14 protein-coding genes are annotated in these 11,838 nt (G+C 75.1%); all 14 read right to left on the bottom strand.

Annotated elements, in window-relative coordinates; translation table 11 throughout:
* Positions 1 to 55: 55 nt before the first annotated feature.
* Positions 56 to 892, bottom strand: a complete 837-nt coding sequence (gene whiG / locus AC230_RS18615) for an RNA polymerase sigma factor WhiG (protein ID WP_049717402.1) — start codon at positions 890 to 892, stop codon at positions 56 to 58.
* Between the two features lie 265 nt (positions 893 to 1,157).
* On the bottom strand, positions 1,158 to 2,417 hold the full coding sequence (dprA, locus tag AC230_RS18610) for a DNA-processing protein DprA (RefSeq protein WP_078871363.1): 1,260 nt from the start codon (positions 2,415 to 2,417) through the stop codon (positions 1,158 to 1,160).
* Between the two features lie 250 nt (positions 2,418 to 2,667).
* Positions 2,668 to 4,269 (bottom strand): YifB family Mg chelatase-like AAA ATPase, encoded by a 1,602-nt coding sequence (locus AC230_RS18605; protein ID WP_049717401.1) that lies wholly within the window; start codon positions 4,267 to 4,269, stop codon positions 2,668 to 2,670.
* Positions 4,269 to 4,673 carry a YraN family protein gene (locus AC230_RS18600; protein ID WP_049717400.1) on the bottom strand — a complete coding sequence of 135 codons (405 nt, stop codon included), beginning with the start codon at positions 4,671 to 4,673 and terminating at the stop codon, positions 4,269 to 4,271. Before AC230_RS18600 ends, AC230_RS18605 begins: the two co-directional genes overlap by 1 nt.
* A gap of 93 nt (positions 4,674 to 4,766) precedes the next feature.
* Positions 4,767 to 5,075, bottom strand: coding sequence for a DUF2469 domain-containing protein (locus tag AC230_RS18595; RefSeq protein WP_049717399.1), 309 nt, complete (start codon positions 5,073 to 5,075; stop codon positions 4,767 to 4,769).
* Between the two features lie 40 nt (positions 5,076 to 5,115).
* Positions 5,116 to 5,619, bottom strand: a complete 504-nt coding sequence (locus AC230_RS18590; protein WP_049717398.1) for an NUDIX hydrolase — start codon at positions 5,617 to 5,619, stop codon at positions 5,116 to 5,118.
* A complete protein-coding gene (gene lepB, locus AC230_RS18585; RefSeq protein ID WP_049717397.1) occupies positions 5,612 to 6,346 on the bottom strand; it encodes a signal peptidase I in 735 nt (244 codons plus the stop codon). The genes AC230_RS18590 and lepB (AC230_RS18585) overlap by 8 nt, the downstream gene beginning before the upstream one ends.
* Before the next feature lie 440 nt (positions 6,347 to 6,786).
* Positions 6,787 to 7,875, bottom strand: coding sequence for a signal peptidase I (gene lepB / locus AC230_RS18580; RefSeq protein ID WP_422125603.1), 1,089 nt, complete (start codon positions 7,873 to 7,875; stop codon positions 6,787 to 6,789).
* A gap of 9 nt (positions 7,876 to 7,884) precedes the next feature.
* Positions 7,885 to 8,703 (bottom strand): signal peptidase I, encoded by an 819-nt coding sequence (gene lepB / locus AC230_RS18575; protein ID WP_422125602.1) that lies wholly within the window; start codon positions 8,701 to 8,703, stop codon positions 7,885 to 7,887.
* Positions 8,704 to 8,782: 79 nt separating this feature from the next.
* Positions 8,783 to 9,610, bottom strand: a complete 828-nt coding sequence (lepB, locus tag AC230_RS18570; protein ID WP_049717396.1) for a signal peptidase I — start codon at positions 9,608 to 9,610, stop codon at positions 8,783 to 8,785.
* 44 nt (positions 9,611 to 9,654) lie between these two features.
* The gene (gene rplS, locus AC230_RS18565) at positions 9,655 to 10,005 is read right to left on the bottom strand and encodes a 50S ribosomal protein L19 (protein WP_049717395.1); all 351 of its coding nucleotides are present in this window, start codon (positions 10,003 to 10,005) and stop codon (positions 9,655 to 9,657) included.
* Positions 10,006 to 10,135: 130 nt separating this feature from the next.
* Positions 10,136 to 10,951 carry a tRNA (guanosine(37)-N1)-methyltransferase TrmD gene (gene trmD / locus AC230_RS18560; RefSeq protein ID WP_049717394.1) on the bottom strand — a complete coding sequence of 272 codons (816 nt, stop codon included), beginning with the start codon at positions 10,949 to 10,951 and terminating at the stop codon, positions 10,136 to 10,138.
* Positions 10,951 to 11,505, bottom strand: coding sequence for a ribosome maturation factor RimM (gene rimM, locus AC230_RS18555; protein WP_049717393.1), 555 nt, complete (start codon positions 11,503 to 11,505; stop codon positions 10,951 to 10,953). Before rimM ends, trmD begins: the two co-directional genes overlap by 1 nt.
* 91 nt (positions 11,506 to 11,596) lie before the next feature.
* Positions 11,597 to 11,836 carry an RNA-binding protein gene (locus tag AC230_RS18550; RefSeq protein WP_020868149.1) on the bottom strand — a complete coding sequence of 80 codons (240 nt, stop codon included), beginning with the start codon at positions 11,834 to 11,836 and terminating at the stop codon, positions 11,597 to 11,599.
* Positions 11,837 to 11,838 lie beyond the last annotated feature (2 nt).

The following is an 11,838-nucleotide window of genomic DNA, read 5'->3' as shown; positions in this document are numbered from 1 at the left end:
ACCCGCGCCGCGCGGGACGACGCTGGAGGGACGATTCAGCGCCCGCCTGCGCTGCTCAGCGCCCCACGTCGGCCAGCTTGGCGCGCAGCTGGAGCACCGACTTGGTGTGGATCTGGCTGACCCGGCTCTCGGTGACGCCGAGCACCTGTCCGATCTCGGCGAGGGTGAGGCCCTCGTAGTAGTAGAGGGTCACGACGGTCTTCTCCCGTTCCGGGAGGGTGTTGATGGCCCGGGCGAGGAGCCGGCGCAGTTCGTGGTCCTCGGCCACCTCCACGGGGTCGTCCGCCGCGGTGTCCTCCAGGGTGTCCATCAGGCTCAGCCGGTCGCCGCCCTCGCCGCCGACGTGCAGCAGCTCCTCCAGGGCCACGACGTTCGCCAGGGACAACTGGCTGAAGACGGCGTGGAGTTCGTCGAGCCCGATGCCCATCTGGGCCGCCACCTCCGCCTCGGAGGGCGTGCGGTGCAAGGTGGCCTCCAGCGTCGCGTAGGCGCGCTCGACGGCGCGCGCCTTCTGCCGGACCGACCGCGGGATCCAGTCCAGCGCCCGCAGTTCGTCGATCATCGCGCCCCGGATGCGGGTGATGGCGTAGGTCTCGAACTTGATCGAGCGCCCGGGGTCGAACTTCTCGATGGCGTCGATCAGCCCGAAGATCCCGGAGGAGACGAAGTCCGCCTGCTCGACGTTGGGCGGCAGTCCGACGCTGACCCGGCCCGCCACGTACTTCACCAGCGGCGAGTAGTGGAGGATCAGCTGCTCCCGCAGCCGTTCGTCGCCCGACGCCTTGTACGAGCGCCACAGTTCGTCGAGCGTCGCGGGCGCGGGGGGACGGGCGTCGCCGCGCGCCGCGGAGGGTACCGGCGCGCGGTCCGATCCGGAGGGTTGCTGGGGCATTCGTCGTCTTGAGCCGTTCTGCTGTGACATGGATCAGGTGCGACAGGATCACTCCGCGGGGCGGAATCCCGTGCCGCGGCGAGAGGGGTCCACCGCGGTGTGCGACGGGATTCCTACGGTCCGCACGGCCGTGATCCGCCGGCTCGTGCTCTCGGACGGCTGCCGGGTCCTGGGACCGTACAGGGCCCGGCGGTGGGGGCACCCCCGCGCGGGGCCGGTGGCCTCCGCGGACATGGCCTTAACCCTTTCACCCGATCGCCCCAGGTCAAGCACCGCCTCGCCGCACGGTGGGGCGCCGTCCGAGGGGCTTGGGGGTGACGGAAGTTGACGCCGGGGCGAGGGGGCGCCAATGGTCGCCCCGGCGCGCGACGAAGCCGAGGCCGTGGAGCTCGTAGAGCCTGCCGAGCGTTCTGTCCCTGCTCAGACCGGCGTTGAGGGCGATGCGCGCGGTGTCGCCGCCGGGGCCGGGGACGGCTTCGAGGACGGCGGCCGCCTCCGGAGCGAGCAGGTCCCGGGGCACGGCCGGGCCCCGGCGCTCGGGCGCCAGCTCGCCCATGCCGCCCACCAGTTCGGCGATCTCGTCGGCGTCGGTCACCAGACAGGCGCCCTCGCGCAGGAGTTCGTGGACGCCCGCCGAGAGGCCGGAGGTGACCGGCCCCGGGATGCCCATGGTGTGCCGGCCGAGGGCCCGCGCCCGCCGGGCCGTGACGAGCGATCCGCTGCGGTACTCGGCCTCGACGACCACCGTGCCGCGGGTCAGGGCCGCGATCACGCGGTTGCGGAGGACGAACCTGCTGCGCGTCGGATGCCCGCCCGGCGGCAACTCGGCCAGCACCACGCCCTGTTCGGCGATCCGCTCGATCAACCGCGCATGGCCGCGCGGATAGGGCACGTCCACCCCGCAGGCCAGCACCGCCATCGTCGCCCCGCCCGCCGCCAGCGCCCCTCGGTGCGCCGCCCCGTCGACGCCGAAGGCGGCCCCGGAGACGACGACCCAGCCGCGCTCGGCGAGCCCGGCGCCGAGGATGGCCGCGACGTGCGACCCGTAGTCCGTGCAGGCCCGGGCGCCGACCACGGCGACGGACCGCAGCGCCCACAGCCGCAGGTCGGCCGGGCCCCGCGCCCACAGCCCGAGCGGCCTGGCGTCGCCCAGGTCGTCGAGCTGGGAGGGCCACTCGGGCTCCCCCGGGCACACGAACCGCGCGCCGAGCCGGGCGGCGGTGGCCAGGTCCCGCTCAGGGTCCAGCGACGCGGCCCGGGCCCTGCACCCGGCGAGCCGCTCGGCGCGGGCGCCCTTGGGCGGCGGGCCCGCCCCCGTGAGCCCGCGCACGAGGCGGACGGCCCCCAACTCCCGCAGCCAGCGCCCCACTCGCTCGTCCCCCGGCTCGGTCAGCCGCGTCAGCGCCACCCGCGCCAGCCGCTCCTCCCCGGACACCGGCCCGCCCGCGGCGGGCTGGCGCGCCCCGGGCACCGCCCCGCCTCCCGGGCCCTCGCACCCGCCCGGCGCCCCGCACCCGGCGACCATGCCGGAGACATCGGGGAGCGCCCGCCCTCCGCCCCGGCCCGCGCCACCGCCCCCGGCGCAGCCGCCCGTGGCGGGCCCGGCCACGCCCCGCGCCGGCCGCCCTCCGCCCCGGCCGGCCGCCCCGTTCCGGCCCTCGTCCCGGCTCACGGCGCGCCCGCCCCCCGCCGTCCGCGGCGTCGGGCGCCTCGGCGGCATCCGCGGCCGGGGGGCCAGGGGTTTCCCGCGCAACGCGCCGCCGGCGCCTCCCCGTTCACGACAGCGCCCCGGCCATCAGCGCACCCCGGCGGACCCCCGTGCGCAACTCCAGTGCGTGGCGCACCTCGTCGGGGCCGGGGCGGGCGCGGGCCGCCAGGTCGGCCAGGGTCCAGGCGACGCGGAGGACGCGGTCCAGGCCGCGGGCGGTCAGCAGGCCGCGTTCCATGTCCCGCTCGGCCTCGGCGAGGGCCTCCGGCTCCGGGCGCCAGCGGGTGCGCAGTTCGTGGCCGGGGACGTCGCTGTTGGTGCGCCAGGGGGTGTCCGCGAGGCGGGCCGCGGCCCGTTCGCGGGCGGCCAGGACGCGGGCGGCGACCTCCGCGGTGGACTCGGCGGGCGCGGCGGCCGCGGTCAGCTCCGTACGGGCCACGGGCTCGACGGTCACCCGGAGGTCCACCCGGTCCAGCAACGGGGCGGAGAGCCGCGCCTGGTAGCGCCGGACCACGCTGGGCGGGCACTCGCAGCCCTCGCCCCCGACCCCGTGCCCCCCGCAGGGGCAGGGGTTCGCGGCGAGCGCGAGCAGGAACCGGGCGGGCAGCCGCATCACCCCGCCGGTGCGGGCCACGACCACCTGGCCCGACTCCAGCGGCTGCCGCAGGGCGTCCAGGACCCGCGGCGCGGCCTCGGGCGCCTCGTCGAGGAAGAGCACTCCGTGGTGGGCCAGGGAGACGGCGCCCGGCCGGGGCAGCCCCGAACCGCCGCCGATGAGGGCGGCCATGGAGGCCGAGTGGTGGGGCGCGCAGTAGGGCGGGCGGTCGATCAGGGGCTGCCCGGCCGGCAGCGTCCCGGCGACCGAGTGCACCGCCGTGACCTCCAGGGACTCCTCGGCGGTGAGCGGCGGCAGCAGCCCGGGGAGCCGCTCGGCGAGCAGCGTCTTGCCGGCCCCCGGCGGACCGAGCAGGAAGACGTGGTGGCGGCCGGCCGCGGCGACCTCCAGCGCCCGCCGGGCCCGGTGCTGCCCGGCGACCTCGCGGAGGTCGGGCACGTGCCCTGCGCCGACGGCACCCGCCCCGGCACCGGGCACCGTCAGCCCCGCCAGCAGCGGATCGGGCCGGCCCTCCTCCACCGGCTCCTCCTCCGGCACGGGCTCGTCCGTGAGGACCGCGATCAGCTGGCGCAGGCTGCGCACGCCGAGCACCGAGACGCCCGGGACGAGCTTGGCCTCCGCCGCGCTGCACTCGGGGACCACGACCTGCCGGTAGCCCGCGTCGGCCGCCGCGAGCACGGCGGGCAGGATGCCGCGGACCGGGCGGACCCGGCCGTCGAGGCCCAGCTCCCCGACCATCATCAGGTCGGCGATCGTCCGGGGATCGACCCGCTCGGCGGCGCCGAGCACCGCACAGGCGACGGCGAGGTCGAAACCGCTGCCTCCCTTGGGGACGGACGCCGGGCTCAGCCCCACCGTGAGCTTCTTCTGGGGCCACTCCGCCCCGGAGTTGACGATCGCGGCGCGCACCCTGTCCCGGCTCTCCGAGAGGGACTTGTCCGGCAGGCCGACCAGGGCAAAGGCGGCGACGCCCGGCTCCAGGTCGGCCTGGACCTCGACGACCACGCCCTCGACCCCCACCAGGGCCACCGAGCACGTGCGGGCGAAGCCCATCACGCCACCCCCTTGACGTGCTGGACCTCGGGCGCGCCCCGCCCGGGCAGCAGGACGCCCACCACGTCGATGCGGACCCCGCCCGGCGGCGGCCCGCCGTGCCGCTCCAGCCAGCGGGCGGCGAGCCGCCGCAGCCGCTCGGCCTTGACGGGCGTGACGGCGGCCATCGGATGCTCGTACAGCCGCTCCGGCGGCCCGGCGTCCGCTCCGGCGCCGCGCGGCCCGGCCCTGCGCCTGCGGGCCTTCACCTCGCAGACCACCAGCGCGTCGCCGTCCAGCGCCACGACGTCGATCTCGCCCTCGCGGCACCGCCAGTTGCGGGCCAGCACCGTCATCCCGGCCTCGGCCAGCCGCCGTACCGCCAGGTCCTCCCCATAACGCCCGAGCGCCCGTCGCGCGTTCATCCGGCACCACCTCCGGCACCGACTCTGACGCGCCCCGGGAAGCGTGGGGGATCATGGTCCGGATCTGTGGACTACTCGCCGGTTGTGGAGAACTCAGCCACTCGGAAGGTCGAGATCGGTCTTGTTGAGCTCCTCGATGTTGACGTCCTTGAACGTCAGCACCCGGACCTGCTTCACGAACCGCGCCGGCCGGTACATGTCCCAGACCCAGGCGTCGGCCATCGACACCTCGAAGAAGACCTCGCCCTGCACCGAGTGCACCTGCATCTCGTAGTCGTTGGTGAGGTAGAACCGCCGCTCGGTCTCGATCACGTATGTGAACAGTCCGACGACGTCGCGGTACTCCCGGTAGAGCTTGAGCTCCATCTCGGTCTCGTACTTCTCGAGGTCCTCGGCGCTCATGGCATGTTCCCCTTCAGCCGTGCGGTCCCCCCATTGTGCGTCAGGCGCGCTCCGTCTCCAGGCGGACCGGCACCGGCGGGGGACCCTCGTCGAGCAGCGTGCGCAGCAGCTCGGCGAGCCTGGTCGGATACACCGTCTCATGGGTGGCCAGGAGTTCCTCGCAGCTCCACCACCTCAGCCCGTCCACACTGCGCCGCTCCAGCTCCGTCCCCCCGCCCGTCCAGACGCCCTTCTCGCGGGTGCGGGCCAGGAAGTAGCACTCCTCCTGGTCCCACCGGCGCCCGTCGAACGGGAAGGAGCAGGTGCGCCGCCACAGCGGCGGGCCCAGCTCGATCTCCGTGATGCCGGTCTCCTCGGCGAGTTCCCGGCGTGCCGCCTCCTCCCAGTCCTCGTCGCCCTCCAGCCCGCCGCCCGGGGTGAACCACCAGGTCTCGGTCGGGTCCTCGGGCTCGTAGCCGTGCAGGAGCAGGACGCGGTCGCGCTCGTCCAGCAGGACCACGCGGGCCGCCCTGCGCAGCGGCGTCCCCCCGGCCGCCTCAGCCATCGGGGACCACCGCCCCGCCCCGCCGCCGCGTCAGCACCCGGGCCAGCGGTCCGTACGCCGCACCGCCCAGGATGAGCACCGCGCCCACGACGACACCCCTGACCAGCCACGCGAGCGGGCCGGGCCGCGAGGTGCCACCGGGCAGGGCGTCGAAGGAGGCGGGCCGGGCGAGCATGCCCCAGCCGTCCGTGGGCCAGACCACGGCCTCGACGCGGCCGCTCACGGCGTCGCGCGGCACCGTGCCCTGGTTCCTGGCGAGGTGGGAGCGGGAGTCCAGGGAGTCGGAGCGGTGGTCGCCGAGGAGGAACAGCTGCCCCTCGGGGACGGTCGCGCTGAAGGCTGTGGGCGAGGCCGGGCCGGCGTCCTGGAGATACGGTTCCTCGACCGGGCGGCCGCCGACCGTCATCCGGCCCCGCCGGTCGCAGCAGGCGACGGTGTCCCCGCCCACGCCCACCACGCGCTTGATCATCGGGACGTCGCCCCACACCTCGTCCTGGAAGACGACCACGTCACCACGGTGCACCTCGGCGCCGTCGACGCGCTCGGCGAGCACGCGGCCGCCCCGGGCGATGGTCGGCGTCATGGAGTCGGTGGGCACGGTGTAGGGCCGGTAGGCGAGCGCTCCCCACAGGAAACCGCCGAGGAACAGCACACAGCCGAGAGCCACGGCCGCCCCGGACAGCACCCTGCCCGTGCGACCGCCGTCCCCGCGCCGTGCTGCGCCCATGCCCGTCCCCCACCGCGTGGCCGATCGGTCCGGGCGCCGCGGAAGCACCCGGACCGCACACTACCCGGGGGTACGGACTCGCGTCAGCCCTGTACGAGGGCCTGTTCCACGCCCTCGTCCGGGCTCTGGAGGCACCGGCCGTCCCGGCGGCGGTTGTCCCGGCGCCGGCCATCCCGGCCCGGCCGGCCGTCCGGCCAGTGCCGGCGACGGCCCGGTCCCGGGCGGCAGGCCGGTCCGGGCGGCAGGCCGGTCCGGGCGGCAGACCGGTCCGGGCGGCAGACCGGTCCGGGCGGCAGACCGGTCCGGGCGGCAGGCCGGTCCGGGCGGCAGACCGGACGAGCCCCGGTGCCCGGCCAGGCCGAGCGGCAGGCCGGGCGAGCCCGGGTGCCCAGCCCGGCCGGGACGCCACGCCAGGTCAGCCCCCGCCCGGCAGGCCCGAGTCAGCCCCGCTCGGGCGTCGGCGTCCATACCGCCAGGAGCCGGCGCCGCCGCCACAGCACCAGCGGGACCGCGCCCGCCAGGCCCAGGGCCGGCGGGGCCGCGGCGGCCGCGGCGTTGATGCCGGGCTGGTCGAAGGTGCCGGGCACCGGCAGGGTGGACCAGCGGTTGAGCGGCCAGGCGACGACGATCGCGCGGCCGACGACGTCGTCCACGGAGACCGTGCCCCGGTCGATGTCCTGGTGCCAGCGGGAGTCCAGCGAGTTCTGCCGGTGGTCGCCCATCACCCACAGCCGGCCCTCGGGGACCTCGACCGGGCCGAAGGGCTTGTCGCCGCAGGGGGTGTCGCCGGGGAAGATGTACGGCTCGTCGAGCGCCTTGCCGTTGACGACGACGGGGCTGGTGCCGCCCTTGCACTCCACGGTGTCACCGCCGACCGCGATGACCCGCTTGATCAGGTCCTTCTCCTCCGCGGAGGGCATCAGGCCGACGAAGCTGAGCACCTTCTGCACGCCGCCCGCCACCGGCCCCGACTCCTCGGCCGCCGCGCCCCTCAGCCAGCCGCCCGGGTCGTGGAAGACGACCACTTCCCCGCGCTCGGGCTCGGAGCCGAACCAGGGGGTGAGCTTGTCCACCAGCACCCGGTCGCCCTTCTGCAGGGTGTCCTGCATGGACTCGGAGGGGATGGAGAACGCCTGCACGAGGAAGGTCTTGATGAACAGGGCGAGGACGAGGGCCACGCCGACGAGGATCGGCAGTTCCTTCCAGAAGGATCGTTGCTTCTTGGGCTCCCGGCCCTTCCCGTCCTCCGAATCCCGTTCGCGACCCCGCTCCGGCTCCCGCTCCCGGCCTCCCTCCGGGCCGGCCCCCGGGCCCTCCGCACCGGCGCGGACCGGGCCGGATCCGGCGCCCGGCGGCGTCCCGCCCCGGGCATCAGCCGGTCCCGGAGCGCCCTCGGGCCCCGAGGAGGCGGGGGGCACGGGAGGAACCGATCCGTCCGGCGCTCCGCCCGCGGCCGGCTCGCCGGCCCCTTCCGGACGCTTCTCGGGTTCTCCGTGGCCGGACCGGGCGCCGACCGCCACATCCCCCACATCCACTCCTCACTCCGCGCTGTCGCCTGTCGCTCGTCCGCGCAGGCCCGCCACTCCGTTAACGAGCGGGAGTTCCGCAGGGGTCGGGATCCTTCCCCTTGCTCCATGAATGGACCAGTTTGCCTGTAAGTGAGGGTTCGCCCCCGAGCGAGGCCCCGCCGCGGCGTCCCCGGCCGGCTCCGCCAGCCCCCGCCAGTGCCCCACCGGCCAGGCGATCACCACCGCCCGCCCGACGACCAGCCCCTCGGGAACGGTGCCGTGGCCCGCCTCGGTCAGGTGGTAGCGGGAGTCCGCCGAGTCGGAGCGGTGGTCGCCCAGGACGAAGAGCCGCCCGGCGGGCACCCGGACGTCGAACGCCAGCTCCGAGGGCGGGTTCCCGGGATGCACGTACGGCTCGTCGAGCGGCCGCCCGTTGACCGTGACCCTGCCGCCCCGGTCGCAGCACGCGACCCGGTCGCCGCCGACCCCGACGACGCGCTTGATCAGATCGCGTTCGTCCGCCGACGGCAGCAGGCCGATGAAGGCCAGCGCCCGCCGGCCCTCCCGGAGTACGGCCGGATCCCTCCCCCGCTCCGGCCCCCCGTCCGCGAGCCAGTTGCCCGGATCCCTGAAGACCACGACGTCACCGCGGTGCGGCCGGGCCCCGAACCAGGGGGTGAGCTTGTCCACCAGGACCCGGTCGCCCACCCGGATCGTCCGCTCCATCGACCCGGACGGGATGACGAACGCCTGCACCAGGAAGGTCTTGAGCACCAGCGAGATCAGCAGCGCCACGCCCACCAGGACCGGCGCCTCCTTGAGCACCGACCGGCGCCTGCGCCGCTGCACGCGCCGTGCCGCGCGCCGCCGCGCCGCACGGCCGCCGGGCGCTCCCAGGGCCGGGCGCGACGGCCACCGTCCGGCCCGGCTATGGTGCCCCACGCGGCCCCCCGCCGTGGGCGGCGCCCGGCCGCGGGTCCGGTACGCCGTCGAAGGCGTCCGGCCGCCCGAGCGAGGTCCAGCGGCCGAACGGCCAGCCGATCCAGTCCGCCCGTCCGACGACCCGGTCCACCGGGACCATGCCGCCGCCGGGCTCGCCGAGGTGGTCGCGGGAGTCGCTGGACGCGCTGCGGTGGTCGCCCATCACCCACAGGTGCCCCTCGGGCACCACGACGTGGAAGGGCACGCGCGACGCCGTGTCCCCGGGGAAGAGGTAGTCCTCGGTCACGGTCCGCCCGTTGACCGCCAGCCGCCCCCGGCGGTCGCAGCAGACCACCCGGTCCCCGCCCACCCCCACCACGCGCTTGACGTAGTCGGTGGGCGCCGGCTGCATCAGGCCGACGGAGGAGGCGGCCTTGCGCACGAGCGCCGTCACCGCGTTCTCGGCCGGCGGGTCCTGGACGAAGGAGCCCGTGCCGTCGAAGACGACCACGTCCCCCCGGCGCGGCTCCCCTCCGAAGCGGTAGGCGAGCTTGTTGACCAGCACCCGGTCCCCGACCCGCAGGGTGTTCTCCATCGAGCCGGAGGGGATGACGAAGGGCTGCACCACATAGCTGCTCACCAGCAGCACACACACCAGGCAGCACGCCAGCAGCACGCCCGCCCGCCGCAGCGGCCCCCCGCCGACGAGCCACCGCCCCGCACGGGCCAGGAGGCGCGCCGGACGCGGAAAACGCGAGGAGCGCGACCCCCGCCCCTCCCCCGGTACGGGGTCGGGCGAGCGGTCGCGCTCCGGAAGCTGTACGTCGGTGTCCATCGGCCGAGAGCCTATCCGGCCCGGCCGGGACGCCGGACGAAACCTCAGTTGTCGCGCTTCTCCTTGATCTTCGCGGCCTTGCCGCGCAGCTCACGGAGGTAGTACAGCTTGGCGCGACGGACGTCACCGCGGGTCACGAGCTCGATCTTCTCGAAGATCGGGCTGTGCACCGGGAAGGTGCGCTCGACGCCGACGGAGAACGAGACCTTGCGGACCGTGAAGGTCTCGCTGACGCCCGCGCCCTGGCGGCGGATGACGACGCCCTTGAACTGCTGGATACGGGAGCGGTTGCCCTCGATCACGCGGACGTGGACGTTGACGGTGTCACCCGGGCGGAAGGCCGGGACGTCGGTGCGCAGCGACGCGGAGTTGACGCTGTCGAGCAGGGAGGACATGGGAGTCCCTTCCTCGCCGATGCCACAGGTCATCGACGGAATTCGTACGGAAAACGAAGGGTGCCCCAGCACCTCCGGCGGACGTCGTTCCCCCTGTGGCAGGGGCGTGCGCCGGGCGCAGGGCAACGGCTCATTCTTCCACGGCGGGGGCGGTACGCCCAAATCGGCCGTCCGGGCCGGGGGCCCAGCCCAGGATCGAGAGCATCTCGCGGTCCTTCTTGTCGAAGGAGGCGGGGTCGGCGCGCTCGATCAGATCGGGCCGGTTGCGGTCCGTGCGCTTGAACGCCTCGTCCCGCCGCCACCGCGCGATCCTGCCGTGGTGGCCGCTGAGCAGCACCTCCGGGATGCCCCGGCCGCGCCACTCCGGCGGCTTGGTGTAGACCGGGCCCTCCAGCAGGTCGGCCATGGCACCGGGGGCGAAGGAGTCGTCGCGGTGCGACTCGGCGTTGCCCAGGACGCCGGGCAGCAGGCGGGCGATGGCCTCGACCATGACGAGGACGGGGGCCTCGCCGCCGGCGAGCACGTAGTCGCCGATGGAGACCTCGCGGACGTCGAACCGCTCGCCGTACTCCTCGATGACCCGCCGGTCGATGCCCTCGTAGCGGGCGGGGGTGAAGACCAGCCACGGCTTGCCGGAGAGCTCGACGGCCAGTTCCTGGGTGAACGGCCTGCCGCTGGGCGTGGGGACGACCAGCACGGGCCGCTCGTCGCCCTGCCCGGAGGCGATGATCTCGTCCAGCGCCTCGCCCCAGGGCTCGGGCTTCATGACCATGCCCGGGCCGCCGCCGTAGGGGGTGTCGTCGACGGTGTTGTGCTTGTCGTGCGTCCAGTTCCGCAGGTCGTGGACGCGGACGTCGAGCTGTCCGCGGGCGCGGGCCTTGCCGACCAGCGAGACGTTCAGCGGCTCGAGGTACTCGGGGAAGATGGTGACGACGTCGAGGCGCATCACTCGCCGCCCTCGGTGTCGCGCGTCCCGGCGATCTCGGCGCGCTCCGCGTCGAGCAGCCCCGGCGGCGGGTCGACGACCGCGCGCTGGGCGTCCAGGTCGATCCCGGTGACGATCTCCTCGACGAAGGGGATCATGACCTCGGTGCCGTCCGGCCGCTCCACGATGAACAGGTCCTGGGACGGCAGGTGGGCGATCTCGGTGATGCGCCCGACGGGCGTGCCGTCGGCGGTGACGACGTCGAGGTCGACGAGCTGGTGGTCGTAGAACTCCTCGGGGTCCTCGGGCGTCTCGTCCGGGTCCACCTCGGCGATCAGGAGGGTGTTGCGCAGGGCCTCCGCCGCGTTGCGGTCGGCGACGCCGGTGAAGCGCAGCAGCAGCCGGCCGCTGTGCACACGGCCGGCCTCGACGGTGAGCGGCCCCCGGCCGGCGGGGTCGGTCAGCAGCACGGCCCCGGGCCCCAGCCTCAGCTCGGGCTCGTCCGTCCGCACCTCAACGGTGACCTCGCCCCTGATGCCATGGGCGCGGCCGATCCTGCCCACTACGAGCTGCACGATGTCCGTTCCTTCTCACTGGTTCTACGAAGACGACAACGGGCCGGGAAGGTGAACCCTTCCCGGCCCGTGCCGGATGCCCTGCCGCTCGTCAGCGGACCTGGTCCACGTCGACGAGGTCGACGCGGATGCCACGGCCGCCGATGGCGCCCACGACGGTGCGCAGCGCGCGGGCGGTGCGGCCGTTGCGGCCGATCACCTTGCCGAGGTCGTCCGGGTGGACCCGGACCTCCAGCACGCGCCCGCGGCGCAGGTTGCGCGAGGCCACCTGCACCTCGTCGGGGTTGTCGACGATGCCCTTGACCAAGTGCTCAAGGGCCTCCTCAAGCATGC

This window comes from Streptomyces caatingaensis, assembly GCF_001187435.1.
Classification (GTDB): Bacteria; Actinomycetota; Actinomycetes; order Streptomycetales; family Streptomycetaceae; genus Streptomyces; species Streptomyces caatingaensis.
Note: the sequence above shows the minus strand (reverse complement) of the source record. Positions and strands in the feature narration are given on the sequence as shown.